The 26,161-nt window shown below is 54.5% G+C and carries 25 protein-coding genes and 1 other RNA gene; 14 read left to right on the top strand and 12 right to left on the bottom strand.

All coding sequences use genetic code 11. The features are described 5' to 3' along the window. Positions 1–26 precede the first annotated feature (26 nt). A complete protein-coding gene (locus J7395_RS11530; RefSeq protein WP_209221568.1) occupies positions 27–1,085 on the top strand; it encodes an AbrB family transcriptional regulator in 1,059 nt (352 codons plus the stop codon). A gap of 3 nt (positions 1,086–1,088) precedes the next feature. On the opposite strand, the gene J7395_RS11525 is transcribed toward J7395_RS11530, so the two are convergent. The 5 genes from J7395_RS11525 to ssrA form a co-directional block, all read right to left on the bottom strand. Continuing rightward, positions 1,089–2,522, bottom strand: a complete 1,434-nt coding sequence (locus J7395_RS11525; RefSeq protein WP_209221567.1) for a methyl-accepting chemotaxis protein — start codon at positions 2,520–2,522, stop codon at positions 1,089–1,091. A gap of 266 nt (positions 2,523–2,788) precedes the next feature. Continuing rightward, on the bottom strand, positions 2,789–3,709 hold the full coding sequence (locus J7395_RS11520; RefSeq protein WP_097050808.1) for a DMT family transporter: 921 nt from the start codon (positions 3,707–3,709) through the stop codon (positions 2,789–2,791). Positions 3,710–3,873: 164 nt separating this feature from the next. Beyond that, positions 3,874–5,490 carry a fumarate hydratase gene (locus J7395_RS11515; RefSeq protein ID WP_209221566.1) on the bottom strand — a complete coding sequence of 539 codons (1,617 nt, stop codon included), beginning with the start codon at positions 5,488–5,490 and terminating at the stop codon, positions 3,874–3,876. Between the two features lie 183 nt (positions 5,491–5,673). Further along, entirely contained in the window at positions 5,674–6,216 is a 543-nt protein-coding gene (locus J7395_RS11510) for a ClpXP protease specificity-enhancing factor SspB (protein WP_007090751.1), read from the bottom strand. 137 nt (positions 6,217–6,353) lie between these two features. Continuing rightward, positions 6,354–6,730: a transfer-messenger RNA gene (gene ssrA, locus J7395_RS11505) on the bottom strand. A gap of 163 nt (positions 6,731–6,893) precedes the next feature. Here ssrA and J7395_RS11500 point away from each other — a divergent pair. The 6 genes from J7395_RS11500 to J7395_RS11475 all read left to right on the top strand — a co-directional run bounded on the left by J7395_RS11500 (position 6,894) and on the right by J7395_RS11475 (position 10,917). Next, entirely contained in the window at positions 6,894–7,688 is a 795-nt protein-coding gene (locus J7395_RS11500) for a thymidylate synthase (RefSeq protein WP_062952644.1), read from the top strand. Further along, positions 7,688–8,227, top strand: a complete 540-nt coding sequence (locus J7395_RS11495; protein ID WP_209221565.1) for a dihydrofolate reductase — start codon at positions 7,688–7,690, stop codon at positions 8,225–8,227. Before J7395_RS11500 ends, J7395_RS11495 begins: the two co-directional genes overlap by 1 nt. Before the next feature lie 125 nt (positions 8,228–8,352). Further along, positions 8,353–8,784 (top strand): large conductance mechanosensitive channel protein MscL, encoded by a 432-nt coding sequence (mscL, locus tag J7395_RS11490; RefSeq protein WP_209221564.1) that lies wholly within the window; start codon positions 8,353–8,355, stop codon positions 8,782–8,784. A 146-nt stretch (positions 8,785–8,930) separates the two neighbouring features. Then, positions 8,931–9,512, top strand: coding sequence for a TetR/AcrR family transcriptional regulator (locus J7395_RS11485; protein ID WP_062952647.1), 582 nt, complete (start codon positions 8,931–8,933; stop codon positions 9,510–9,512). Positions 9,513–9,621: 109 nt separating this feature from the next. Next, complete coding sequence (locus tag J7395_RS11480) at positions 9,622–10,245, top strand: class I SAM-dependent methyltransferase (RefSeq protein WP_209221563.1); 624 nt, start codon at positions 9,622–9,624, stop codon at positions 10,243–10,245. 114 nt (positions 10,246–10,359) lie between these two features. Further along, positions 10,360–10,917 (top strand): peroxiredoxin-like family protein, encoded by a 558-nt coding sequence (locus J7395_RS11475; protein WP_209221562.1) that lies wholly within the window; start codon positions 10,360–10,362, stop codon positions 10,915–10,917. Positions 10,918–11,044: 127 nt separating this feature from the next. Here the strand turns inward: J7395_RS11475 and J7395_RS11470 are convergent, their stop codons facing one another. From J7395_RS11470 to cyoA, 5 genes are all read right to left on the bottom strand, one after another. Further along, entirely contained in the window at positions 11,045–11,815 is a 771-nt protein-coding gene (locus J7395_RS11470) for an SURF1 family protein (RefSeq protein ID WP_209221561.1), read from the bottom strand. Between the two features lie 84 nt (positions 11,816–11,899). After that, the gene (locus J7395_RS11465; protein WP_062952651.1) at positions 11,900–12,292 is read right to left on the bottom strand and encodes a cytochrome o ubiquinol oxidase subunit IV; all 393 of its coding nucleotides are present in this window, start codon (positions 12,290–12,292) and stop codon (positions 11,900–11,902) included. Continuing rightward, complete coding sequence (cyoC, locus tag J7395_RS11460; protein WP_062952652.1) at positions 12,289–12,909, bottom strand: cytochrome o ubiquinol oxidase subunit III; 621 nt, start codon at positions 12,907–12,909, stop codon at positions 12,289–12,291. The genes J7395_RS11465 and cyoC overlap by 4 nt, the downstream gene beginning before the upstream one ends. 10 nt (positions 12,910–12,919) lie before the next feature. After that, positions 12,920–14,908: a cytochrome o ubiquinol oxidase subunit I gene (gene cyoB, locus J7395_RS11455; RefSeq protein WP_209221832.1), complete on the bottom strand. Its 1,989-nt coding sequence runs from the start codon at positions 14,906–14,908 to the stop codon at positions 12,920–12,922. Between the two features lie 113 nt (positions 14,909–15,021). Next, positions 15,022–16,152 carry a ubiquinol oxidase subunit II gene (gene cyoA, locus J7395_RS11450; protein ID WP_062952654.1) on the bottom strand — a complete coding sequence of 377 codons (1,131 nt, stop codon included), beginning with the start codon at positions 16,150–16,152 and terminating at the stop codon, positions 15,022–15,024. Between the two features lie 412 nt (positions 16,153–16,564). Here cyoA and J7395_RS11445 point away from each other — a divergent pair, with 412 nt between their 5' ends. Then, positions 16,565–17,905: an MFS transporter gene (locus tag J7395_RS11445; protein WP_209221560.1), complete on the top strand. Its 1,341-nt coding sequence runs from the start codon at positions 16,565–16,567 to the stop codon at positions 17,903–17,905. A 132-nt stretch (positions 17,906–18,037) separates the two neighbouring features. Further along, positions 18,038–18,682 (top strand): LysE family translocator, encoded by a 645-nt coding sequence (locus J7395_RS11440; protein WP_209221559.1) that lies wholly within the window; start codon positions 18,038–18,040, stop codon positions 18,680–18,682. Between the two features lie 51 nt (positions 18,683–18,733). Here the strand turns inward: J7395_RS11440 and J7395_RS11435 are convergent, their stop codons facing one another. Beyond that, positions 18,734–19,426 (bottom strand): glutathione S-transferase family protein, encoded by a 693-nt coding sequence (locus tag J7395_RS11435; protein ID WP_209221558.1) that lies wholly within the window; start codon positions 19,424–19,426, stop codon positions 18,734–18,736. A gap of 152 nt (positions 19,427–19,578) precedes the next feature. On the opposite strand from J7395_RS11435, the gene J7395_RS11430 reads away from it, so the two are divergent. From J7395_RS11430 to zigA, 3 genes are all read left to right on the top strand, one after another. Beyond that, complete coding sequence (locus tag J7395_RS11430; protein WP_209221557.1) at positions 19,579–20,283, top strand: glutathione binding-like protein; 705 nt, start codon at positions 19,579–19,581, stop codon at positions 20,281–20,283. Between the two features lie 231 nt (positions 20,284–20,514). After that, a complete protein-coding gene (locus J7395_RS11425; protein WP_209221556.1) occupies positions 20,515–21,669 on the top strand; it encodes an alpha/beta fold hydrolase in 1,155 nt (384 codons plus the stop codon). Between the two features lie 163 nt (positions 21,670–21,832). Further along, positions 21,833–23,059, top strand: coding sequence for a zinc metallochaperone GTPase ZigA (gene zigA, locus J7395_RS11420; RefSeq protein ID WP_209221555.1), 1,227 nt, complete (start codon positions 21,833–21,835; stop codon positions 23,057–23,059). A 60-nt stretch (positions 23,060–23,119) separates the two neighbouring features. Here the strand turns inward: zigA and J7395_RS11415 are convergent, their stop codons facing one another. Next, a complete protein-coding gene (locus J7395_RS11415) occupies positions 23,120–24,811 on the bottom strand; it encodes a cache domain-containing protein (protein ID WP_247742094.1) in 1,692 nt (563 codons plus the stop codon). A 263-nt stretch (positions 24,812–25,074) separates the two neighbouring features. Between J7395_RS11415 and J7395_RS11410 the strand changes: the two genes are divergently transcribed. Together J7395_RS11410 and J7395_RS11405 are read left to right on the top strand one after the other, a co-directional pair. Beyond that, positions 25,075–25,509, top strand: coding sequence for a VOC family protein (locus tag J7395_RS11410; protein ID WP_062952662.1), 435 nt, complete (start codon positions 25,075–25,077; stop codon positions 25,507–25,509). Between the two features lie 75 nt (positions 25,510–25,584). Then, entirely contained in the window at positions 25,585–26,094 is a 510-nt protein-coding gene (locus J7395_RS11405; protein WP_209221554.1) for a TspO/MBR family protein, read from the top strand. Positions 26,095–26,161 lie beyond the last annotated feature (67 nt).

Below are 26,161 nucleotides of genomic sequence, written 5' to 3'. Positions count from 1 at the left end.
CCCCTGATCGGGAAAAGCTCGGCAAAATGCCGCATCTTCTGCAATGGGGATTGCTGATTGGCGTTTCGCTTGTGCTGTCCGTGATCCTGCATGATGCGGATATCCCGGCCGCCCTTTTGCTCGGCCCGATGATTGTCGGCATTGTCATGGGTACCAATGGCGCCACCATCGCCATGCCAAAGCCGATCTATCTTGGCGCGCAATCGGTGCTTGGCTGCATGGTCGGCGGGTCAATGACCGCCGGGATCATTACATCTTTCATGCATGACTGGCCGCTGGTTCTGGGTGTTACGGCACTGACATTGATCGCCAGCAGCTTTCTGGGCTGGGTTCTTTGCATCAAACAGGTCCTGCCGGGAACGGCAGGCATCTGGGGATCATCGCCGGGTGCCGCCTCCGCCATGGTCATCATGGCCGAGGCCTTTGGCGCCGACGCCAGGCTTGTGGCCTTCATGCAATATGTCCGGGTGGTGATTGTGGTTGCCGTGGCATCAAGTGTTGCCAATTTCTGGGTCGATCCGGCATTGGCGACGGCCCATCCGCATCAATGGTTTAGCCCGTTTGATATCGGCGATTTTGGTATCACAGTGGCAATCGCCGTCATCCTGTGCATTGTCGGGGCAAAGTCACGTTTGCCATCGGGGCCGCTTCTGGTGCCGATGATCGTCGTCATGGTGTTAAGCATCAGCGGTATGGTCGATATCGTCCTGCCTGAATGGTTTCTTGGCCTGACCTATGCCGTGATCGGTTGGATAATCGGGTTGAAATTCACGCCTTCGGTTTTGCGTCACGCAGCCTATGCCCTGCCGAAAATCCTGATTTCGATTTTCGTTCTGATCGGTTTTTGTGCCGGGATTTCGGTATTGCTGGTGATTTTCATGGATGTTGATCCACTGACCGCCTATCTCGCCACCAGCCCCGGCGGGCTTGACTCGGTCGCCATCATCGCGGCCAGCACCAATGTCGACCTGTCCTTTATCCTGGTGTTACAGGCAACGCGCTTTTTCATGGTGCTATTGTTTGGTCCACCATTGGCACGCATGGTGGCAAAGCGCACGTCGAAATTCCCCGACCGGATAGTCTAACCCTCACATAGCAAGGATCTGACCGACAAAGCCCTCCACCCGGTGGCTGAGTTCCGATCCTTGCGTTTCAAGGTTCCGCGCTGCATCGGAAAGTTCGCCCGCGACCTGCCCGTTATGGGAAATTGCTTCTGCAATATCGGAAACACTGGCACCCACCACACGCGCCTGTTTCAACGCATCAAGCGCATCCCCTGCAACGGTGCGACAAATTTCAACCTGCCCACCAGTTTGATCCGCGGTGATTTCGGCACGCGCCTGCAAGTCGCCCATCGCATCGGAAATCCGGTCGATATCCCCACCGGCCTTTGAAATCGCCCCGGTGACACCATCCATCCATTGGGCGATTTCGGCAGTTGCGGCTTCGGATTGCCCAGCCAACGCCTTGACTTCCTTGGCAACGATGGCAAAGCCCTTTCCGGCCTCGCCAACACGTGCCGCCTCGATCGAGGCATTCAGCCCCAGCAATTTGATCTGGCTGGCGATGGCCGAAATCGTCGCCAGCATCTTGCCCGCATCGGCTGCACGCACCTGTAATTTGGCAAATTCATCGCGCATGTCACGTGCCTGCGCCCCCAATGTACGGGTGGTTTCCACATTCGTCCCGGCATCATCGCCAATCGTGGTCAACGCCGCCTGAAGCGCATCCATCTGCCCGGCGACATTTTCTATCCGGGAAAGGGCGGCATGGGCCGCCTGATCAATGCCCTTGCCGCATGCATCCGTCCGCCGGTTGCTATCGCCCAGCACATCAAGCGCACTGCGCATCTGGCTGACCGCGGCACCCAGCATCCCGACCGTGCCCTGCACCTGGCTTTCAAAATCCGATGCCAGTTTTTCGCGCGCGGCCAGTGCCGCATCACGTTCGAGCACGCGTGCGACCTGCCCGCCAACAAAGCCAAGCAGTTCAAGCATCTCGTCATCAAGACGGGCGATACTACGACTGAAAAATTCGATGACGGCCACCACTTTACCGGCCATTTTGACCGGTAGCGCGAAACAGCCCTGCAACCCGTTCCGGGCAGCCCCGCTGGCGCGCAGGAAGCCGTCCTTAGTAACAACGTTTTCGATGCAGACAGGTTCCCCCGTCTTTGCAACCGACCCGATCAGGCCCTGCCCGATGGTGAAAACCGTGGCCTCTGACTGCAACCGAAAATCGGTCAGATCTGTGGGCAAAACACCCCGCCCGATCGACCAGATTTTGGCCGAAGACAGCGTATTGTCTTCGCGAAGCAGATAGGCATGACCGACAGGCCAGTGGCAATAATCGCAAACCGCATCAAGTATACCGGCAATCGCCACGTCACTTTGTCGTGCATCATCGGCAATTGTCCCAACCGTGCGCAACAGGCGAAGAATATCGCCAAGCCCGGCCTCGCGGACCTGTTTTGAACGGCTGTCTTCATCGGGGGAAACGGAACGCATGAAACCGGCAAACATTGAACTTCTCCGAGGCATGGGACATCTGAAATCGACCGTGCATAACGCCGTCCGGTCGCGCGATTGTCTTGCAAGCCTCGTTGCCTGCCGATTGTTCGTGACTGCGCCTTTGCAATCACGAATATGATGCTAACGTGATTTTGCACCTGCGAAAAGAATTTTCTGTGCGCATCGGCAGAACTGCGCATCCCAAAGAAAAAGGCACCAGCGGCGGGCAGAATTATCCCGCCACCGGCACCTTCAAACATGTCTTTGGCAACAGGAGACTAACGCAAAACCTTGCGGAAAACGCCCGATGCAACCATCACACCGAAAATCACCAGTGCCACTGCAATCGCCAGCGCAAGATTGCCTTCCTCGCCAAGCAGGAACACACCGCCGAGCGCGGTCAATGCCGGGGTCATCGCACCAAATGCCGAGGCACCGGTTGACCCGATATGACGCACCGCAAGCCCATAGGTCACCACCGCAACGCATCCCGCCAGCAGGCCCTGTGTGACGAGCAACAGCAGCACGTCATCCATGGGCGCATCAGGGATGTGCGTGCCCGTAAACAGGGCTACCACCGCCATGATCACAAACGACCAGAAGCCGACAAATGCCGCCGCCTCCAGCGCACCAAGGCCGCTTTGACGCATTGCGTGGGTATAGCATGCCCACATGAATGCCCCGGCCGACACAAGACCATAGCCATAAAGGATCGTGTCACCGGTCGAATGGCCGGGTTTAAGCACCGCCAGAAGGACAATACCGGTAATCACCGTGGCATAACCCGCCAGCCGGACCCAGCCCGGCCGTTCACCGAACATCACAACCGCAATCAGAACGGCCCAGACCGCCATCACACCGGGCAGCAAAATGCCCACATGGCTTGCCGGAACATATTGCAGGGCACTGGCCACGAGAAGCGTATAAAATGCGCCTGATCCCACTAGCATGATCAGGCCATTGGCAATCGAAAGCCCCTTGGGCCAGATCCCGCGTTTAAGCCAGATCGGGGCCAGCAACACAAACGGCACGACAAAGCGCAAAAGCCCGATATCGACCGCGGTAAAATCGGATGTCATGGCATAGCGCGTGACAATCAGCCACGCCGCCCAGATCGCCACCGTCGCCAAGGCCGATGTCACACCGACCAGACGGCTTTCTGTTGCACTGTTCATGGCAACAGCAGAAGTTCGAGACATATCAGCATTCCCGCTAAAGGGTTGATTTTGCGAAAATCAGACCACGCAGCCCCAATCAAGGCAAGAATTTTGACCGTGGGTCAGCTATGCATAACCGGCCGCAAACAAAAACAGGGCAGAACGGATTGCCCGCACTGCCCTGTTTCAAATCAGTAATATCGAAATCAGATGCCAAATTCGGCAAAGAAGTCATTACCCTTGTCATCGATCACGATAAAGGCCGGGAAATCTTCGACCTCGATCTTCCAGACGGCTTCCATGCCCAGTTCGGGGTATTCAAGAACTTCGACTTTCTTGATGCAATCCTGTGCAAGACGCGCTGCCGGACCACCGATGGAACCAAGATAGAACCCGCCGTGGTTTTTGCAGGCATCCTTGACCTGTTTCGAACGGTTGCCCTTGGCAAGCATCACGAACGATCCGCCTGCGGCCTGGAACTGTTCGACATAGGCATCCATACGTCCCGCCGTGGTCGGGCCAAACGAACCGGACGGCATGCCTTCGGGCGTTTTGGCCGGGCCCGCATAATAAACCGGATGGTTTTTCATGTAATCGGGCATGCCTTCGCCAGCATCAAGGCGTTCCTTGATCTTCGCATGCGCGATGTCACGCGCCACGATCATGGTCCCGGTCAGCGCTAGACGCGTCTTGACCGAATACCCGGAAAGCTGTTTACGGATTTCATCCATCGGACGGTTCAGGTTAACCTTGACCACATTGTCATCAAGATGTTCGTCCGACACTTCCGGAAGATATTTTGCCGGGTTGTGTTCAAGGTCTTCGATGAAAATGCCGTCCTTGGTGATCTTGCCCAGAACCTGACGGTCGGCCGAGCACGAAACACCGATGGCCACCGGGCAGCTTGCCCCGTGGCGCGGCAGGCGGACCACACGGACATCGTGGCAGAAATACTTGCCGCCGAACTGTGCGCCAATGCCCATTTCGCGCGTCATCTCAAGAACCTTCTGTTCCCATTCAAGATCACGATAGGCCTGGCCATGCACACCGCCTTCGGTCGGCAGGTTATCGTAATAACGTGCCGATGCCATTTTAACGGTCTTAAGGGCCGCCTCGGCCGATGTTCCGCCAATCACGATGGCAAGGTGATAGGGCGGGCAGGCAGAAGTACCCAGCGTTCTGATTTTCTCGTCCAGAAACTTCCGCAGGCTTTCCGGGTTCAGAAGCGCCTTGGTCTGCTGATACAGGAAGGTCTTGTTGGCCGAACCGCCGCCCTTTGCCATGAACATGAATTTATATTCATTGCCCGGCGTCGCATACAGATCGATCTGGGCCGGAAGGTTCGAACCCGTGTTCTTTTCTTCGAACATATTAACAGGCGACACCTGCGAATAACGCAGGTTATGTTCCTGATAGGCGCGCCAGATACCCTTTGAAAGCGCCTCTTCATCGGCACCATTGGTGATGACTTTGCCACCGCGCTTGCCCATGACAATCGCCGTACCGGTATCCTGGCACATCGGCAAAACGCCGCCAGATGCGATATTAGCGTTTTTCAGAAGGTCCATCGCAACGAACTTGTCGTTCGGCGTTGCTTCCGGGTCATCAAGGATTTTGCGCAACTGTTCGAGGTGGCCCGGGCGCAGCAAATGCGAACAATCGAAAAACGCCTGAAGCGTCAGTTTCTCAATCGCCTCGGGTTCGACTTTCAGAAACGTCTCGCCATTAACCTCAACGGTTGAAACGCCTTCGTCACCGATCTTGCGGTAAGGGGTCGTGTCCTTACCCTGCTCGAACATGGGTTTATAGACAAAATCACTCATGGGATAAGTTCTCGTCTCTCTCAAAAACAAGGTGGGTTTGTTTTAATTTGTGCCGTTCATAACGCCAAACGCGGCAAATTTCCACGATACATTAGATGAACAGACTTCCGGCAATCGGCGGGAAACCGTACCGGGCATGCGGGAAAGAAAAAAGGGCGAGCCAAATGCCCGCCCCTTTGAAGCTCATTTTTTTCGAAACGCATCAAGGGCGATGACTTCACCGGTTTCCCCCTGTTCGGCGGGCTTTTTCTTGCCGCGCTTTGAAGGCTCGGTCACCAGCTGCGGGGTCGCGTCTTCATCGCCATCAACCAGATCGGCGTCAAGATCGTCATCTTCGTCGTAATCGAAATCATCGTCGCCCATTTCTTCTTCGACGCTGAAGGTCAGCATGAAATTGGCAGACGGATCGACAAAGGCCAGCATGGCATCAAACGGGACAACCACGGTGGTTGGCATGCCATCGAAGCTCATGCCGACCGAAAAATGATCGTCTTCCGCTTTCAGGTCCCAGAACCGGTGCTGCAATACAACGGTGATATTATCCGGGTGCGCCTTGCGCTGTCCTTCAGGCAAAGCAACGCCGGGATGATTGGTCTGGAACGTGATGTAATAGTGATGCTCGCCGAAAAGGCCTTCTTCGGCCACGCGCGAAAGGATCTGCTTTACCACGCCGCGCAGCGCCTGATCGACCATAAGGTCGTAACGGAATTCTTCCGGTTCCTGCATCGATAATCCTGTGTCTGGCGGGTTTCCTGACGATTTCAGGATGTACCCGTCATTTATATATGGCACCTGATCGCGTCATTTGCAGATGACGCAATTGAATTGCTTCTATTCATAACGGAGACGGGGAGAAATACAAGAGCGGGGCGTTCTGTTGCTAGGTGCCCCATCCCCCACCAGACTACCGCTCCCGGCAATCGGAATTTCGCTTTGGTGCTAGTACCGCTTAGGCGGCAACAGCAACCGGAGCATTGTTGTCGTTTGCGTTTACAAACATTAGCCCGATAACGGTGGTACCATGCCGAGCGCCAACAGAGGCTTTTACTACACACGTCGATCCTATTTCGGCCCCAACATCTTCGCCTGAGTCGGACGAAGTCAGATAGATGAAAGTTGGTGGAGCCGCCGGGTACCGCCCCCGGGTCCGTAATGTCTATTCTGCCAAGTCGTGTAACGCCATAGTCGGGTTGCCCCGACAGCCCCTATATAGGTCAAATGGGTCTGCTTTCGCAAGGGAATTGGCAAAAACTTTCACCGGGTCGAGCTTTAAGCCGACAAAGCAAACGAACGACGCCCTGCCATACAGCCCCCAAGCCCTGATACCGTCACCGGGTGACTTGCCGCCCCATCCATTGCCAACTATGCTGCCCCAAACACGATTCCGAACAACAGGATGCGGCATGCAGCAATATCTCGATCTGATGCGTTTGGTGCGCGATACCGGCGCCCATAAGGAAGATCGCACCGGCACCGGCACGGTCTCGGTCTTTGGTCACCAGATGCGGTTTGACCTGTCAAAGGGCTTTCCGATGGTCACCACCAAAAAGCTGCATCTGAAATCGATCATCCATGAATTGCTGTGGTTTCTGGCAGGCGACACCAATGTCAAATATCTTCAGGACAATGGTGTGCGCATCTGGAACGAATGGGCCGATGAAAACGGCGAACTTGGTCCGGTTTACGGCGGTCAGTGGCGGTCATGGCGCGGGGCAAACGGCGAAACAATCGACCAGATCACCCAACTGATTGACCAGATCAAAAACAATCCCGACAGCCGTCGCCTGATCGTTTCGGCATGGAATGTGGCTGATGTGCCGAACATGGCGCTGCCACCCTGCCACTGCCTGTTCCAGTTCTATGTCGCGAATGGCAAACTGTCCTGCCAGCTTTATCAACGCAGTGCCGATATCTTTTTGGGTGTGCCGTTCAATATCGCGTCTTATGCCCTGCTGACCATGATGATCGCACAGGTCTGCGATCTTGGCGTTGGTGATTTCGTCCACACGCTGGGCGATGCCCATCTTTACACCAACCATCTTGAACAGGTCGAATTGCAGCTGTCGCGCGAACCGCGCCCGCTTCCGGAAATGAAGATCAATCCGGCAGTCAAATCGATCTTTGATTTCAAATATGACGATTTCGAACTGACCGGCTATGACCCGCATCCGCATATCGCGGGCAAGGTAGCCGTCTGATGCCAGCGAACAATAACGACCGGATCGAACGGGTTGCCGTGGTTGCCGCCGCCAAAAACGGCGCAATTGGCAAGGATGGCTGGATGCCCTGGCACCTGCCCGAAGACCTTAAACGGTTCAAGGCGCTTACCCTTGGCAAACCAATGATCATGGGGCGTGTGACGTTCGAAGCGATTGGCAAACCGCTTCCCAAACGCACGACCATCGTCGTGACACGCGATAAGGATTGGACGTTTGATCATGAAAATGTCCGGGTCTGTCATGATATCGAAAGCGCAATTGCACTTGCCGACCAGATTGCGGCCAAGGAAAATGTTAATGAGGTCATCATTGCGGGTGGTGCACAAATATACAAACTCGCCATGCCATACACCACACGATATGAGCTGACCGAAGTCCATGACGACATTGATGGCGATGCATTTCTTGATCCCCTGCCTGCGGAGAAATGGCAGGAAACCGCGCGTGCCACCGTCAACAATCCCGATGGGCCGGATTACAGCTTTGTCACGTTGAACCGCATCCGGGTGACAAGCTGACCGGGTAACTTTCTCCAACCAAACAAAACAATTCCTGTTTTCGCATTTCAATTCTAAAGTTTTTTGTCGGCAGGGCGTCAAACCGCCTGTCCGATAAAACCAAGAATGAAAGAGGACAGGTAAACATGTTTGAAGAATTCAAGAAGTTTGCCCTGCGCGGCAATGTTGTCGATCTGGCGATCGGTGTGATCATCGGGGCGGCATTCGGGCGGATTGTCACATCCCTTGTCGGGGATGTCATCATGCCGGTGATCGGTTATGTTTTTGGCGGCCTTGATTTTTCGAACTATTTCATCGCCCTGTCGGATGCGGTAACCGCAACCAATTATGCCGATGCCAAGGCACAGGGTGCAGTGATCGGCTATGGCGCCTTTATCACGATTGCGCTTAACTTCGCGATCATTGCCTGGGTGTTGTTCATCGTCGTCAAAGCGATCAACAAGGCCAAGCAAAAAGAAGACGAAAAGGCCGGTGAAACGCCACCACCCGCAACGCCCGAGGATGTCGCCCTCCTGCGCGAAATCCGAGACCTGCTCGCAACGCGCAAGGAATCGTAATCGCCATTTTCGGACTCGGACATCAGGGATGCGCGCAATACCGGTTGTTTCTGACTTTGTCGGTTGATATTGCGCGCTCTCACGCCTATTTTTTGTTTAAGTTTCAGAACATTCATTCCAGTTACTGGAACAAGAAAGGATCATCGATGGCCCGCCCCCGCGCATTTGACGAAGAAAGCGTTCTTGATAACGCCATGAATATCTTCTGGAGCAAGGGCTTCGAGGCAACCTCCGTACAGGACCTTGTCGAGGAAACCGGGCTTAACCGTGCTTCCATGTATTCAAGCTTTGGCGACAAAAAGGCCCTGTTCCTGCGCGTTCTTGATCATTACAGCCAGAAGATCAGCACGAACCGATTTGCCAAACTGCGCGAAATGGCCGATGGCCGCGAAGCGATCATCGCGACGTTTCGCGATGCCAGTCGCGTCGGATGCGGCGAAGGCCGCCACAAGGGATGCCTGATGGTCAATTCCGGCATGGAACTGGCGCCGCATGATCCCGAAACTGCCGCGATTGCACAGGCCGCATTCAGCCGGGTCGAAGATATGTTTGCCCGTGCGCTTCGTCGCGGCATGGAACATGACACAATTGCTCGGGACAAAAACATCCGTTCGTTATCCCGGTTTCTGGCGGGCTCCATTCAGGGGGTGCATCTGATGGCGCGCCGCGGGGCGGACGAGGATACTCTGGCCGATTACGTCGATACCATCCTGTCCACCCTCGATTGATCGCCCCGATCTCGGAACAATGTCGGCCAGCTTCCAACGGGTGAATTCACATTCACCCGTTTTGCGTGTATATCCATCGCAGGTCACGCAACCATGTACGGGAAATGGCATGGACCAAGATACAAAATTCTGGGACAAGGCCGCTGCGAAATATGCCCGAAAGCCCGTCAGGAACCAGACGGCTTATGGCGAAACGCTGGACCGTACCCGTCATTACCTGACACCGGATCAAAATGTTCTTGAAATCGGGTGTGGCACCGGTTCGACAGCCCTGTTGCTTGCCCCCTCGGTCGGACATATCACCGCAACCGACCTGTCCCCTGCCATGATCGCCATTGCTCAAGACAAGCTTGCTGATGGAAACCATCCGAATGTCCGCTTTCAGGCGACCCGCCTGTCCGATGACAGTCTTACCGGTCAGGCATTTGATGCGGTTCTGGCGTTTAATGTCCTGCATCTCGTCCGGGATATTCCCGCTGAAATCCGCACCATTCATCGCTTGCTTAAACCCGGCGGGTTCTTCATTTCAAAAACCGGCTGTATTGGTGAAGCGGGTCGTTTTCTTGCCATTCTGATTGCCGTCATGCGCAAGCTTGGCTTTGCACCATTTGTCAATTCCCTACGCTATGGCGAGCTTGACGCCATGATTGCCTGCGAGGGTTTCGAAATCATCGAAACTGGCCTTTATCCTGCCTCCGACCATGCCCGGTTTGTGGTTGCCCGCAAACTTTGATCGCCGACCAGCCTTCATCACAGTTCGGTGATAGGACGATTTGTTGATTGTTATTCCAGAATGATCATTCCATATTTATCCTCATTCAGCCAGATAACAGTCACGAGGAACGAAATGTCCGCGATTACACCCCTGATACCCCGCCAGAAAGTCCCGTCCCTTTCGGTCCCAATTGTTGGCGGCGGCACATGGTCGCTTGCCGATCAGACGCCGGAAAACTTCACCATGGTTGTATTCTATCGCGGTTTGCATTGCCCGATCTGCGGTAAATACCTTAAGGACCTTGATAACAAGCTGGCCGATTTCGCCAAGCGCGGCGTCAATGTGATTGTCCTGTCCTCGGACGCCGAAGACCGTGCGACCGAGGCCAAGCAGAAATGGGCGCTTGAAAATATCGATCTCGGTTATGGGCTTAGTCTTGAGAAAGCGCGCGAATGGGGCCTGTATATTTCGTCAAGTAACGGTGTGACCTCGTCCGGGTTCGAAGAACCGGCCCTGTTTTCCGAACCGGGTCTGTTTTTGGTCCGGCCTGATGGCACGCTTTATTTTGGCACGGTACAGACCATGCCGTTCGCCCGCCCGGCCTTTGCCGAAATCCTTGGCGCGCTTGATTTCGTAATTGCCAAAAACTATCCGGCACGCGGCGAAATTGTTGATCATACCAATCCCTGATCACCTCAAAGCAGTATGACAAAACAGAACAGGCCGGTTTCAGGGAAATGAAACCGGCCTGTTTTTCATTTCGGGATGTTCAACCTCGGCGGCCCTAGCTGGCATAGCCTCAGCACCGATTGCCCCCTTAATCCGTATCGCTATCGTCTTCCTTGCGCAGACGTGGTCGCAACACGATCCAGGCCGCCACCAGCGTCAGCGCCGCCATGCCAAACCACGTGATGGCATACATCAGGTGATTGTTGGGGAAACTGATCCGCGTCAGGCCACCAACCGGCAGCTTGCCGGGATTGTTACTACCATCGGCATCAATGAAATATGGTGCAACATCATCCGGGTTGAGGCCGCGTTTGGCCGCCATGGCGCGCACATCGCGTGAATACCAGCGGTCTTCGTCGGGCACGTTATCGCGCATAAAGGTACCGCCCGGCTCATCCATCCGCAAAAGGCCAGTAACCCGCGTATCGCCCGAAACCGTGCCCTCGGCCCGGTTATCGGGTTCGCGACGGTCTGTCGGAACAAAACCGCGATTGATCATGATGATCGTACCATCGACCCGCTCAAACGGGGTCATCACCCAGTATCCCGCACCGTAATCGGTGGCGGCATAAACGTGGCTTTCAAGATCATTGCGGTAATGGCCCAGCAGGGTGACCTTGCGGTATTCGTCGCGTTCACGGGTGACATTTTCCCAGTCGGCCCGGTCCGGTGCGGTTAACGGATCGCCATGAACACGGGCATCAACCCGTTCAATGAGATCAAGCTTCCACGCCCGACGTTCAATCTGCCAGATGCCAAGTGCCGAAAAACCTGAAAACAGGATCGCGGCCAGAATGCAAACCACGATACGGGTTCTGGTCGACGGTCGTGTATCGGTGGACAATTGGGTATCAGCCATTGCGTTGGACCTTCAAAACATCATCGGAACGAAAAAGGGCGCGATACCGGTAAAAGTATCGCGCCCCTATGACATAAGCCAAGCCTAGCCGAAGCTTCGGATCATTTCATGATCCATCTGGGGCATCATGTTGGTGTTCAGGTGATACATCACCCACAGCGAACCGGCGATGGCAATCGCAACGATCACAAGGGTAAAGATCAGCGCCAGCATGTTCCAGCCGCCTTCGGACTTGGTGTTCATGTGCAGGAAGTAGACCATATGGACGACGATCTGCACGACACCAAGGCCCATGATCCAGGCCGCGGTTGCCACCTTGCTGTCCAGAACCCCATCCATCACCAGCCAGAACGGGATGGCGGTCAGGATTACCGACAGGATGAAACCGATCAGATAGCTGTTGAAAGTGCCGTGGCTGGCACCGTCGCCATGATCGTGACCGTGATGGTCATCATGTGCATGAGAATGCGTGCTCATCCCAGAACTCCCAGCAGGTAAACAACGGAAAAGACGCCGATCCAGATCACGTCAAGGAAGTGCCAGAACAGCGATAGGCACATCAGGCGACGCTTGTTTTCCGGAACCAGTCCGCGCTTGCCAACCTGAACCATCAGGGTGACCAGCCAGATGATCCCGAACGTCACGTGCAGGCCGTGGGTCGCAACCAGCGTATAGAACGACGACAGGAAGCCACTGCGCATCGGGGTGGCACCGATATGCCACAGGTGATGGAACTCATAAAGTTCCAGCCCGACGAAGGCGATACCGAACAGGCCGGTAATCGCCAGCCACATCTGGGTTCCCTTGATGCTGCCCTTTTCCATCGCCAGCATGGCAAAGCCATAGGTGATCGAGGAAAACAGCAGCATGGAGGTGTTGATCGCAACCAGTTCCAGATCGAAAAGATCCGCCGGCGAAGGCCCGGCCGCATAATTGCGGCCGAGAACGCCATGGGTTGCAAACAGGATCGCAAAGATGAGGCAGTCGCTCATCAGATAGAGCCAGAAGCCAAGCATCGTCCCGTTCTGCGGGTGATGCTCTTCCTTCAGGTAAAAGACCGGCGCTTCGGTCTGAGAGGCAGTTGTATTCGCCATTGTCATTCCCTTACGCCTGCTGCTTTGCCAGAAGGGCGGTACGTTCGTCTTCGGTTGCAACAACTTCGCTGGCCGGGATGTGATAATCACGGTTGTAGTTGAAGGTGTGTGCTATGGCGGTACCAATCAGGGCGATGAAGCTGACGGCTGCAAGCCACCAGATATGCCAGATCAGCGCGAAACCAAGGACAAGCGACATACCCGCCAGGATCGCACCGGCACCGGTGTTTTTCGGCATGTGAATGTCGAGGAAACCGGAAGTCGGACGGACAAAGCCGCGCTTTTTCATATCAGCCCAAGCGTCAAGATCGTGAACGACCGGGGTAAAGGCAAAGTTGTATGCCGGGGGTGGCGACGAGGTCGACCATTCCAGCGTACGGCCATCCCACGGGTCGCCCGTTTCATCACGCAATTCTTCGCGCTTGATGAAGGATACGACCAGCGACATCAGGAACGATGCAATACCGATGGCAATCAGAACCGCACCAAAGGCGGCAATAACGAACCAGATTTGCAGCGAACCGTCATCGAAATGGTTCATGCGGCGGGTAACGCCCATCAGGCCCAGAACATAAAGCGGCATGAAGGCGAAATAGAACCCTACCAGCCAGAACCAGAAGGACATTTTGCCCCAGAACGGATCAAGCTTGTAACCAAATGCTTTCGGGAACCAGTAAACGATACCGGCAAACATCCCGAACACCACGCCACCGATGATGACATTGTGGAAATGCGCAATCAGGAACAGGCTGTTATGCAGCACGAAGTCAGCCGGCGGAACTGCCAGCATCACACCGGTCATGCCACCAATCACGAAGGTCAGCATAAAGCCCATCGTCCACAGCATCGGAACGTCAAAGCTGATGCGGCCCTTATACATGGTGAACAGCCAGTTGAAGATCTTGGCACCCGTCGGGATCGAGATGATCATCGTCGTGATGCCAAAGAAGGCGTTCACACTGGCACCCGACCCCATGGTGAAGAAGTGGTGCAGCCATACCAGATAGGACAGGATGGTAATAACGATCGTCGCATAAACCATCGAGCTGTAACCGAACAGCCGTTTGCGGCAGAAGGTCGAAACCACTTCGGAAAACACGCCAAACGCCGGCAGGATCAGGATGTAAACTTCCGGGTGACCCCAGATCCAGATCAGGTTCACATACATCATGGCGTTACCGCCAAGATCATTGGTGAAGAAGTTCATGTCGAGGTAACGGTCAAGCGACAGCAGAACCAGAACCGCGGTCAGAACCGGGAAGGCGGCAACGATCAGGATGTTGGTGCAAAGCGAGGTCCAGGTGAAGACCGGCATCTTCATCATCGACATGCCCGGTGCGCGCATCTTGACGATGGTCACAATCAGGTTGACGCCCGACAACAATGTGCCGACACCCGCAATCTGCAAGGCCCAGATATAGTAATCAACCCCGACACCCGGACTGTAAACAATGTCTGAAAGCGGCGGATAGGCCAGCCAGCCGGTTTTGGCGAACTCGCCAACAAACAGCGAGATCATGACGGTAATCGCACCGGCTGTCGTCATCCAGAAACTGAAATTGTTCAGGAACGGGAAGGCGACGTCACGCGCGCCGATCTGAAGCGGCACGACGAAGTTCATAAGTCCCGTCACCAGCGGCATCGCCACGAAGAAGATCATGATCACGCCGTGGGCGGTAAAGATCTGGTCGTAGTGATCTGGCGGCAGGTAACCGGCAACATCGCCAAAGGCGATCGCCTGCTGGGCACGCATCATGATCGCGTCGGCAAAGCCGCGCAGCAGCATGACAAGGGCCAGAATGATATACATGATACCGATCTTTTTATGATCGATAGATGTGATCCACTCGCGCCAGAGATATCCCCAAAGCTTGAAATAGGTCAGCGCGCCGAGAACGACGATACCACCCAGAACAACCCCCGCGAATGTCACGGCCAGGATAGGCTCGTGAAACATCGGGAAGGAGTCGAGTGAAAGCCGGCCAAATATAAAATGCAAAAGGTCCGGATTTGAAAACATCGGATTACTCTTCTTTTCGATGCGGCAACGCACCGGCCAGGCCGGTGCGCGAACCGCGAAGGGCCGGTCGACTTACATCAACCGGCACTGCTTCAGAACCCTGTCGACACACCGGCAGGAACGGGACTGAACCGGTCATCTTCGACACCGTTGTCAAACAACGGGATCGAAGAAATTTCCTGGCTCAGACCGCCTGACGGTGTGGTGCAAAGCGTTGCCACATAAGATTTGGTTGACGGCAAAGGCTGGCTGCCGCGTTCACGCGGGGTATCGTATGTCAGCGACATAACGTTATAGATCCCCGCAATACCGCCGCCGCCCTTTCTGTCGATATCCATCATCTCGTTCATGCACATCTTCGATTGATCGACGCACATATTCAGGATTGCCTGATAAAGTTCCGGATCGACATTGCCGAAATAATGAACAGGTTCGGCGATGCTCGGCTTTTCAAGTTCGAGATATTCCGAACGGCCAAGACCGCGGCTATCCTCTTTCACCTTCGCAACCCAGTCATCAAAACCTGCGTCGCTCAGCCCGTGGAACTTGAAGCGCATGTGCGAGAAACCCTCGCCGCTATAGTTCGCCGAGAACCCGTCATAGACACCTTCTTCGTTGATCACGGCATGGAGCTTGGTTTCCATGCCCGCCATCGAATAGATCATCCCCGCCAGTGCCGGAATGTAGAAGGAGTTCATGATGCCGGAAGAAGTGATCTTGAACTGGATCGGGGTATCAATCGGTGCGGCCAGCTCGTTGATGGTCGCAATACCCTGTTCGGGATAGATGAACAGCCATTTCCAGTCGAGGGAAACGACCTCCACCACCATCGGCTTGTGATCTTTTTCAAGCGGACGTTCCGCATCAATACGATCAAGCGGGCGGTATGGATCCAGGGTGTGCGTACTGACCCAGGTGATCGCACCCAGCGCGATAATGATCGCAAGCGGGGCAGACCAGATGACAATTTCCAGCTTGGTGGAATGATGCCATTCAGGATCGTACTCTGCATCCTTGTTGGATTGACGGTATTTCCAGGCAAAGAACACAGTCAGCGCCATCACCGGAAGGATGATGATCAGCATCAGGATCGTGGAAACAACGATAAGGTCGGCTTGCTGTGACGCAATATCACCAGACGGGTCCATCACGACCAGATTACATCCGGTCAGTAACGTGAACACAGAAGCAATTGCGACGCCGCGTGCAAGTTTTGAAAGCATGCGCTTGTACTTTGTCAGTCTCTGGAAGATGTTCTCACAAACAACCATATGCTTGCGAGCCGCATAACCAGCCCACCGGACCGGCACGCGTCGTACCCCAACCGTAGCGGCATATAGGAATTCAAATTCCAAACTTCCACGGAAGAGACACAAATTCGGCGAACTTTTTTCACAAATTCACCAGCAGAAAATTTCGCTCACTTGCTATAGCTGCGCCGCAACAATGTCAAGCAGGCCCCCAAACATAGGCTGGTGTTTATGACAATTATCAAAAAGTTGTAAACCATGCGTTGTGCAACGCAACACAATAATTGACACTGACGTTTGCAATTCACATGTCTATAATTAGACTCGATCCAATCAAGAAGGGTCCAATGAGAAGCAATGAAGTCAGATATTTAGGGAGACAGGCGTGACCCAATCCACTCATTCCTTAGCGACCTCCACCTCCTCGGGTCTGGAACGCGACGCACGCCAACACTCGGCTGGCACAGTCAACGATCCCGGTCAGATCGCGCTTGGCGTGATTATCGGCCGGTCGTCGGAATTTTTCGATTTCTTCGTTTATTGCATCGCATCCGTGCTGGTGTTCCCCCAACTTCTGTTCCCCGGCGAAAGCGCAATCGTCGGCACCATCCATTCCTTCTTTATATTCTCGCTGGCTTTCATCGCCCGCCCGATCGGCTCCCTTGTCTTCATGACGGTGGACCGCCGGTATGGCCGCGGCACGAAGCTGACCGTTGCAATGTTCCTGCTTGGCGGTTCAACTGCCGCGATGGCCTTTTTGCCAAGCTTTGACAGCGCAGGCATGTTTGCGATCTATCTGCTGTGCGCTCTTCGCTTTACGCAGGGTCTTGCACTTGGTGGCGCATGGGATGGTCTTGCTTCCCTGTTGGCGCTCAACGCGCCCGACAATCGCAAGGGCTGGTACGCAATGATGCCCCAGCTTGGCGCACCGCTTGGCTTCATTCTGGCATCCTCGCTGTTTGCCTATTTGATGCTGACCCTCTCGCCTGAAGACTTCCTTGCCTTCGGTTGGCGCTATGCCTTCTTCGTTGCTTTTGCGATCAACGTGGTGGCCCTGTTTGCTCGACTGCGTCTGGTGGCAACATCGGAATTCGGAAGCCTGCTTGAAAAGAACGAACTTCAGGCCGTCCGTGTCCGCGACACCATTCGCCACAACGGTCGGACAGTGCTTCTTGGCGCGCTTGTACCGCTGGTAAGCTACGCACTGTTCCATCTGGTCACCGTCTTCGCGCTTAGTTGGGTCGTGCTTTATACCCCCGCCAATCCGGGACAGTTCCTGTTGACCCAGGGTGTTGGTGCGGTGCTTTGCGCGCTTGGCATCATCGCATCGGGCTTCATCGCAGATCAGATCGGCCGTCGTCGCCTGCTGGGTTATTCGGCAGCCATCATCGCGGCTGGCGCCCTTCTGACGCCACTTCTTTACGCCTATAACATCATCAATGAAGGCATGATCGTTCTGGGTGGCTTTGCGGTTCTGGGTCTGTGCTTTGGTCAGGCGGCTGGCACACTGGCATCGAACTTCAAACGCGAATACCGCTATACCGGTTCGGCCCTGACATCCGACCTTGCATGGTTGCTTGGTGCCGGTTTCGCCCCGTTGATCGCCCTTCTGCTCTGCGTGGCCTATGGTCCGATTGGCGTTGGGGCGTATCTGCTTTCGGGGGCGGCGGTAACGCTGCTCATCCTGCATTTCAACAAGCAGTTCGGACAGAAAAACACCGACTGACTGATCTTTCCCGATTTGCAATCAAACACCCCCGGCAGTCACTTGCCGGGGGTGTTTTTGTTCGACGGCTTGCAATCGCGTCCGGCCAGTGGTCCAATTTGACTGCCCCAATTACATGACAGGAATTTTGAAATGGACGCCACCATTACCTTGATCAGTGTTTTCGCGATATTTATCCCCGCCCTGATGCTACCCGGGCCGGATTTTGTTGCCGTCGTCAGATCATCCATGACGCGCGGGGCCAAAGCAGGACTTCAAACAACGATTGGTGTTTCCGCGGGCCTCGGCGTTTACGCAACGCTCAGCCTTCTGGGCCTATCGACCCTTCTGGTCGAATATCAATGGCTGACCTGGACTGTTCGGGTGCTGGGCGGATGTTATCTGATTTATCTTGGTATAAAGCTGATCCGTGCCCGGCCAAAAGCGGATGATTTCGCCCTCACTTCTGACGAAATCACATCAAAACAGCGCGGCAATCCGGTCCTTTTTGGCTTTCTGGTTACGATGACCAACCCAAAGGCAATCGTTCTGTTCGCCAGCGTCTTTGCCACCGCCGTCACTGCCGAAACACCCGGCTGGCTGATGGTTTTGATGATCGGGCTTGTCATCTTAAGTGCGCTGGTCTGGTACACGATCATCAGCCTGTTCATGTCCTCTGCCCCGGTCATGAAACGCTTTGCCCATGCCCAGCACTGGATCGAACGTGTTGCTGGTGTCTGTTTCATCGCGATTGGCGGACGTATTCTGGCCGACGCACGCAATCCGGTCTCGCCCTAAAAAAAAAGCCCCGCCTGAACCGACGGGGCTTTTGATACAATGATCTGCTGATCAGCTGTAATTCGACGGAAACAGCGCGCGTTTGGCAACGTCGTCCATTTCGGACTTGAAGGCATGGTCGCTGCCGATCTTGCGTGCTCGTTCTACCGCTGGCCGGGCACAGATGCCCTGATACCATTTTTTCAGGTTCGGATAGGGATCAAGCGGCTCGTCACTTTTCATGACGAATGCCGCGCGTTCTATCCAGCCCCAAAGCGACATATCGGCAATGGTGTAGCTGCCCCCGACAACAAATTCGCGCCCGGCCAGATGGTCATCCATCACCCTGTAATGGCGTTCGATTTCCTTGCGATAGCGGTTCACGCCGTAATCATTGCCAGCCGGTGCTACGTGTTGAAAATGCACGGCCTGTCCGGAAAACGGTCCAAGGCCCGATGCAATAAACATCAGCCAGGACAGCAATTCTCCACGATCTTCCACCGCACCAAGGAACTTTCCGGTCTTTTCCGCCAGATAAATCAGGATGGCGTTTGAATCAAAAACCCGGGTTTCCTTGCCGCCCGCCCCGTCGGTATCGACAATCGCCGGGACCTTGCCATTGGGGTTGATCGCACGAAACTCGGAACTGTGCTGTTCGCCCTTTTTGGTGTCGACCGGCACGATTTCATAAGGCAGACCGGCTTCTTCAAGGAAAAGCGAAATCTTGGCCGGGTTCGGGGTCGGATGGAAATAAAAGCGGATCATCGGGGTCTCCTGATAAGGGGGGCGAAACCGTATTTTTCGCCTGCCCTTGAATTATGGAATGATCAGTTTAAATTGACGTATCAGAAACGTGTTGGCAAGGTCATAGTTTGAGATGAGCCACACATCACGAAAGTCAAAGGAGGCTTCGCCCCATGATTGATCTTTATTACTGGCCAACGCCGAACGGCCACAAAATCACGCTTTTCCTTGAAGAAGCCGGACTTGAATATAAAATCCATCCGGTCAATATCGGGGCTGGTGATCAGTTCAAACCGGAATTCCTAGCCTTTTCGCCCAATAACCGCATGCCTGCGATCATTGATCAGAACCCGGCAGATGGCGGAGATCCGATCACGGTTTTTGAATCCGGTGCGATCCTGCAATATCTGGCAGAAAAAACCGGCAAGTTCCTGCCGACTGATGTGCGGGGCAAGAAAACCGTGATGGAATGGCTGTTCTGGCAGATGGGCGGACTTGGCCCGATGGCCGGTCAAAACCATCATTTCAGCGGTTATGCGCCGGAAAAAATCCCCTATGCCATCACGCGTTATGTCAACGAAACCAATCGTCTTTATGGTGTGCTGAACAAGCGCCTTGAGGGTCTCACTTTTATCGCTGGTGACGATTATTCGATTGCCGATATGGCCTGCTATCCGTGGATCGTCAGCCATGAAAAACAGCAGCAGGACCTGAATGATTTCCCCAACCTGAAACGCTGGTTTGAAAACATCAAAGCCCGTCCGGCAACCATTGCGGCCTATAAAGCTGGCGAAGGTCTTCGCAAGGAAGACGGACTGAGCGAAGAAGACAAGAAAGTCCTGTTTGGTCAGACAGCAAAAACCGCCAAAAACAACTGATCCCCAAACATCAGCAATCGGCATCCCCCATCAGTTAAATGGCGGGGGATGCCAAGGATGATCGCGAATTCGACGTAATTGACTTACGGTCAAAAACACCTTTAAACTGATCCACAAATCATTGAAAACGTAAGCGTTCACGTCAGCCAACGCACTATCCGCCTGATCAGGCCGGAGGGTGCGTTTGTGACTCTCTGTCCGATGGCCCGAACAAACATTGATGGAGGGTTCATGCTTCCCCGCCTTTGTCTGCTGGTTTCCTGTCTTGTACTGATTGCGTCATGCGCAGTCCCCCCGGATTCCCCACGCTTTGAGCCTTCCGCGGATCTTCCGCCCTTTGATCAGGACAGTTTTGCGGACTATGTGCGTGAAAACCGCACATGGATTGCCAAGCACCGCGCCTTCATCAGCGACGACCACGATCTTGAAATCGATATGAATGCGCCCTTTGAAATGCGCCCGGAAACCGCACCCAAACGCGGCATTCTGTTTGTGCATGGGCTTGGTTCCAGCCCATGGTATTTCAGCGATATCGCAACAGCCATGGCAAAGGACGGATGGCTTGTCCGGTCAATCCTTTTGCCCGGCCACGGAACGAAATCCGCTGACCTAATGCTGCCGAATATCGACGATTGGGAAAAGATCATTTCCCACCAAACAACATTGCTGAAAAACGAGGTTGGCGAAGTCTGGCTGGGCGGGTTTTCAACCGGTGGAAATCTGGTAACCAGCTATGCCGCGCATGATCCAGATGTGAACGGTCTTTTGCTGTTTTCGCCGGGGTTTTATCCGTCAAACGGGTATCTGTTTCTCGCCCCGGCAATTTCATATCTGTGGGATTGGGTTGATATCGACACCGAAGACAATATTCCCAATTACCAATCCCTGCCTTCGCACGGGGCCAGCCTTTATTACCAGACCGTCAGCAAGGTTCAGGACGATCTGACCCGCGCGGATTTTAGCCGCCCGGTGCTGATCACCATGAGCCAGCATGACAGCGTCCTTGATCCCATCGCCACACTCGATGCCTTCCAAAGTCGCTTCACCAATCCCCGGTCGCGTTTTGTCTGGTACGGCGAAACACCGCCAAACCTTGACGACCCCCGTGTGACCGCGCTTTCAAGTAATCTGCTTGATGACCGCATAAGCACCTTTTCCCATATGAACGTGCTGTTTGCGCCTGGGAACCCCTATTATGGCAGGCGTGGCAGTCACATCATGTTTGAAAATGGCCAGGAAGGCATTCCCGTGCCAGAGGATTCAGAAACATTGTGGTTCGGGGCATGGGGCCAGATAACGCCGGGCAAATATCACGCCCGCCTGACATGGAACCCCTATTTCAACAACCTGCTTGCCGATATCCGCACGGTTACCAGCCAGCCATGATCCTTGTCCTTGTCGCCATGCCCGTCCCTCATGCATCGGCATGGCGATGACATCGTCACGGCGTTGATCCAGCATAGATCCGAACTGAGCATTTTCATTATTGCCTCATATCTCAAAACCCGATAAACGTTATGTTATAACATAACATTCAAAAGGAACCGCCATGCAACGCCTTCCCGTTACGGTTCTGTCCGGGTTTCTTGGTGCGGGCAAAACCACCCTGCTTAATCATGTGCTGAACAATCGTGCCGGACTGAAAGTCGCCGTAATCGTCAATGATATGAGCGAGGTCAATATCGACGCCGACCTGATCCGTGATGGCGGGGCGGCACTTTCGGCCATGGATGAAAAGCTGGTCGAAATGACCAATGGCTGCATCTGCTGCACGCTACGTGACGATCTTTTGATTGAGGTCCGCCGTCTGGCCGAAGAAGGCCGGTTTGACTATCTGCTGATCGAATCAACCGGCATATCCGAACCGCTACCAGTCGCCGCAACATTCGATTTCCGCGATGAAAACGGCCAGTCGCTGGGCGATATCGCACAACTGGACACGATGGTTACAGTGGTTGATGCCGCCCGCATGATCGCCGATTACAGCAGCACCGATTTTCTTAATGACCGGGGCGAAAGCCTTGGCAAGGAAGATGACCGCAGCATCGTCGATCTTCTGGTCGATCAGATCGAATTTGCCGATGTGATCGTGCTCAACAAGCTTGATCTGATTGGGGCGGATGAACACAAAATCGTTCTTGGCATCATTCGCGCGCTCAATGCCGATGCCAAAATCATCGAAACGGATCATGGCCGGGTTGATCCGCGCGACATCCTGAATACCGGCCTGTTTGATTTCGACCGTGCACAGGATCACCCGCTTTGGGCCAAGGAACTATATGGCTTTGCCGACCATGTGCCCGAAACCGAAGAGTACGGCATCAAAAGCTTTACCTTCCGCACCCCCTTGCCGTTTCACCCCAAACGGTTTTACGATTTCATCCATTCCGAATGGCCGGGCATCGTGCGCGCCAAGGGGCATTTCTGGATCGCCACCCGCCCGAACTGGGTTGGCGAAATCAGTCAGGCCGGGGCTGCGGTAAAGCACGAGGCCCTTGGCACATGGTGGTGCGCCGTACCGCGTGATCGCTGGCCCGACAACAATGACTGGCGCGATAAAGTTTTATCAAACTGGGATCCGACCTTTGGCGACCGTCGACAGGAAATCGTCTTTATCGGTCTTGCAGATCAGATGAACGAAGCCGCCCTGCGCGCCCGTCTTGCAGACTGCCTGATCGACGAGGACGAGGCGCTTAACGCCGGAAAATTCGAACCCGCCCGCTATAAATCCCTGCCCGATCCGTTCCCGGTCTGGGGCAGCAAAGCCGCAGCATAAAAAAAGCCGCCAGCCTTTTAACAAGGCTGGCGGCATCATTGTCGATAGCGAACCCGCAACTTAAGCGCTGCGAACCTCGGCCAGGAAGGCTTCGACGGCATCGTTCAGAACCGCCGCCTGGCGCCCAAGACCTTCGGCAAGGCCAAGCACCTCGTTCGAAAGTTTTTCGGCATCATCGGCAGCCGACGAAACGCCCGTGATGTTTTCCGAAACATCACGGGTGCCGTGCGCGGCCTGTTCGACATTGCGTGCGATTTCCTGGGTTGCGGCACCCTGTTCTTCAACGGCGGCTGCAATCGTGGTTGTCGCACCATCAAGACGACGGATGGTTTCGGCGATCTCGGCAATGGCCGTTACCGCGTTGGATGTCGCAACCTGAATATCACCGACCTGGGATCGGATATCCTCAGTCGCACGGGCGGTCTGGTTGGCAAGGTTCTTAACCTCGTTGGCCACCACGGCAAAGCCTTTGCCCGCATCACCAGCCCGCGCCGCCTCGATGGTCGCGTTAAGTGCCAGAAGGTTGGTCTGTTCCGCAATGTCGGTAATCAGCGAAACCACTTCACCAATCTGGTTTGCCGCCTCGGCCAAAAGTTCGATCTTCTGGTGGGTGTCCTCGGATGTCCGAACCGCCCCATTGGCAATGCTGGATGATTGCGCTACCTGATTGCTGATTTCCGCAATCGAGGCACTCAATTCCTCGGCTGCCGATGCAACGGTTTCTACGTTGCTCGACATTTCCTGCGAAGCCGCGGAAACAATGGTCGAACGCTGTCCGACCTGTTTAGAGGTATCGGTCATCGCATTGGCGGAATGCTGCATGTTACCCGATGCCTGAATAACCTGTGCAACCACCTGCCCGACGCTGGCCTCGAAACTGTCGGCCATTTTGCGAAGTGCGGCGCGTTTTTCTTCCTCGGCAACACGCTCCTGCTCTTCACGCGCTTCGCGCATTTCTTCCATTTCGATTGTTTTCGATTTGAAGATATCCATTGCGCGGGCCAGATCGCCGATCTCGCTTTTCTGATCGGTATATTTGACGTCGATCTTGTGATCGCCCTGCGACAGACGCAGCATGTTTTCCGAAATCGCATAAAGCGGGCGGGTAATCCCGCGGCTGATCATCAACGACACGCCAACAACTGCGCACAGAACCGCCAGTGCAACCAGTCCCATGACTAGCATGCTCTGCATGAAGACCGCGTTCACATCATCAATATAAATCCCGGTGGCAACAACCCAGCCCCACGGCTTGAAAGCCTTGACGAAGGAAAGCTTCGGGCGAAGCTGGTCAGAATTCGGTACCTGATAGGTGTAATCGACAAAGCCCTGCCCCTCTTCTTTGGCGACACGGGCGAATTCGCGATAATGGTGTTTACCCGATCCATCAACCGCATCACTCAGATTCTTGCCAACAAGATCCTTCTTGATGTCATGAATAAGAACAACCGGTGTATAATCAAACACGAAGAAATAGTTGGTTTCATCATACCGAAGGGCCGCCACCGCTGCCTTGGCCGCATTCTGGGCCTGCTCGGTTGTCAGTTCACCGGACTGTTCCATCGCATGGAAATGCCCAATCAGGCTGATTGTCGATTCAACCAGGTTCTGTGTCTTGGCCTTGCGATCCTCAAGCATGTTGCTGCGCAGTTCGGTCAGACCGAATGCCCCAACCAGCAGGGCAGCAAGAATTGCCCCCGCGACGATGATCAGCATTCGCGTGCCGATCTTCATTGAATTCAGATTGAACATTTCCATCCCCATATACCAGTGTCGGGTCATCACCCGACATGTTGGCAACGTTTTATTCTTTTCAAGGAACCCCTTGCCCTCGCCTCGACCATGAGTTGAATCAAAGCAGGCTCGAGAATAGTCAGACTATAATATTGAATATTATATTTACACATGCTTCGGCTGTGATTTTAGTCACTTAGGCGACTTAATTTGTCGCGGGTTATATGGCATAATCACAAACGGACAGGGTTGAACGCGCCGATGGAAACGGAGCCATTGTCATGACCGACCCGAATACTGCAAAAGCATCCAAAACCCACGGGAATATTATTCCCGCCCTGCATTATGACGACGCCAAAGCCGCGATCGAATTTCTGTGCCGCGCTTTCGGCTTTGAAAAACACGCGATCTATCAAAACGAGGACGGCATTGTCGAACATGCCGAACTGGTTCTGGGCAATGGTATGATCATGCTGGGTCAGGCCCGCGACAGCACCTACGGCAAACTGACCCGCCGCCCTAACGATATTGGCGGGGTAACCCAAAGCATCTATATCATCGTCCCCGATGCCGACCTTCACTATGCCCGCGCTGTTGCCGCCAGCACCGAAATCGTCATGCCACTTGAAGAACAGGATTACGGCGGCAAGGTTTATTCCGCACGTGACCCCGAAGGCCATATCTGGAGCTTCGGGACATATGATCCCTTTGGCTGATCCAAAACTGCGCCCCTTGCGAAAAATCGTTTTTCACCAATCTATTGGAAGTCAATTGGCAATCAGGGGTATCAGATGATCAACAGCACCGAAACCATCTTTCGGCCCAATCACCGCACGCGCGTTTTTGCGCTGATTGCGTTCATGGTGCTGTGTCTGATCATCTCGGCGGCAGGCGGTGCGGTAACGGCGACCAGTGTCAATGACTGGTACCCGACATTGCAAAAACCGTTCTTCAATCCGCCCAACTGGCTGTTCGGACCGGCATGGAGCCTGATTTATTTCCTGATCGCATTTAGCGGCTGGCGCGTCTGGCTAAAGCGCGGGATTGACGGGGCAAAGGGGCCGTTTGCGGTATATGCCGCACAACTCACCCTGAACCTTCTGTGGTCATTTCTGTTTTTCGGGGCGCAATCGCCGCTTCTGGGGCTGATTGATATTGTGCCGTTGCTGATCCTGATCATCATCAATTGCGCAATGTTCTGGCGGATCGATCAATTGGCCGGAATGCTTTTGGTGCCCTATGCATTGTGGGTTGGTTTCGCCACCCTGCTGAACGGGGCGATTTATTTCCTGAACCCTTAATTAAAGTTCGCCGGAAATCCACCATTGCGGAATGGCGATTAGGCTCCTACGTCGGGCACATCCTAGC

Source organism: Thalassospira sp. A3_1 (assembly GCF_017744215.1).
Lineage (GTDB): Bacteria > Pseudomonadota > Alphaproteobacteria > Rhodospirillales > Thalassospiraceae > Thalassospira > Thalassospira lucentensis_A.
Note: the sequence above shows the minus strand (reverse complement) of the source record. Positions and strands in the feature narration are given on the sequence as shown.

Excerpts from the sequence above, each read along its gene's own strand:
- J7395_RS11530 (WP_209221568.1), top strand. The coding sequence starts at position 27 with ATGCCGCATCTTCTGCAATGGGGATTGCTGATTGGCGTTTCGCTTGTG.
- J7395_RS11525 (WP_209221567.1), bottom strand. The coding sequence starts at position 2,522 with ATGTTTGCCGGTTTCATGCGTTCCGTTTCCCCCGATGAAGACAGCCGT.
- J7395_RS11520 (WP_097050808.1), bottom strand. The coding sequence starts at position 3,709 with ATGTCTCGAACTTCTGCTGTTGCCATGAACAGTGCAACAGAAAGCCGT.
- J7395_RS11515 (WP_209221566.1), bottom strand. The coding sequence starts at position 5,490 with ATGAGTGATTTTGTCTATAAACCCATGTTCGAGCAGGGTAAGGACACG.
- J7395_RS11510 (WP_007090751.1), bottom strand. The coding sequence starts at position 6,216 with ATGCAGGAACCGGAAGAATTCCGTTACGACCTTATGGTCGATCAGGCG.
- J7395_RS11500 (WP_062952644.1), top strand. The coding sequence starts at position 6,894 with ATGCAGCAATATCTCGATCTGATGCGTTTGGTGCGCGATACCGGCGCC.
- J7395_RS11495 (WP_209221565.1), top strand. The coding sequence starts at position 7,688 with ATGCCAGCGAACAATAACGACCGGATCGAACGGGTTGCCGTGGTTGCC.
- mscL (WP_209221564.1), top strand. The coding sequence starts at position 8,353 with ATGTTTGAAGAATTCAAGAAGTTTGCCCTGCGCGGCAATGTTGTCGAT.
- J7395_RS11485 (WP_062952647.1), top strand. The coding sequence starts at position 8,931 with ATGGCCCGCCCCCGCGCATTTGACGAAGAAAGCGTTCTTGATAACGCC.
- J7395_RS11480 (WP_209221563.1), top strand. The coding sequence starts at position 9,622 with ATGGACCAAGATACAAAATTCTGGGACAAGGCCGCTGCGAAATATGCC.
- J7395_RS11475 (WP_209221562.1), top strand. The coding sequence starts at position 10,360 with ATGTCCGCGATTACACCCCTGATACCCCGCCAGAAAGTCCCGTCCCTT.
- J7395_RS11470 (WP_209221561.1), bottom strand. The coding sequence starts at position 11,815 with ATGGCTGATACCCAATTGTCCACCGATACACGACCGTCGACCAGAACC.
- J7395_RS11465 (WP_062952651.1), bottom strand. The coding sequence starts at position 12,292 with ATGAGCACGCATTCTCATGCACATGATGACCATCACGGTCACGATCAT.
- cyoC (WP_062952652.1), bottom strand. The coding sequence starts at position 12,909 with ATGGCGAATACAACTGCCTCTCAGACCGAAGCGCCGGTCTTTTACCTG.
- cyoA (WP_062952654.1), bottom strand. The coding sequence starts at position 16,152 with ATGCTTTCAAAACTTGCACGCGGCGTCGCAATTGCTTCTGTGTTCACG.
- J7395_RS11440 (WP_209221559.1), top strand. The coding sequence starts at position 18,038 with ATGGACGCCACCATTACCTTGATCAGTGTTTTCGCGATATTTATCCCC.
- J7395_RS11435 (WP_209221558.1), bottom strand. The coding sequence starts at position 19,426 with ATGATCCGCTTTTATTTCCATCCGACCCCGAACCCGGCCAAGATTTCG.
- J7395_RS11430 (WP_209221557.1), top strand. The coding sequence starts at position 19,579 with ATGATTGATCTTTATTACTGGCCAACGCCGAACGGCCACAAAATCACG.
- J7395_RS11425 (WP_209221556.1), top strand. The coding sequence starts at position 20,515 with ATGCTTCCCCGCCTTTGTCTGCTGGTTTCCTGTCTTGTACTGATTGCG.
- zigA (WP_209221555.1), top strand. The coding sequence starts at position 21,833 with ATGCAACGCCTTCCCGTTACGGTTCTGTCCGGGTTTCTTGGTGCGGGC.
- J7395_RS11415 (WP_247742094.1), bottom strand. The coding sequence starts at position 24,811 with ATGTTCAATCTGAATTCAATGAAGATCGGCACGCGAATGCTGATCATC.
- J7395_RS11410 (WP_062952662.1), top strand. The coding sequence starts at position 25,075 with ATGACCGACCCGAATACTGCAAAAGCATCCAAAACCCACGGGAATATT.
- J7395_RS11405 (WP_209221554.1), top strand. The coding sequence starts at position 25,585 with ATGATCAACAGCACCGAAACCATCTTTCGGCCCAATCACCGCACGCGC.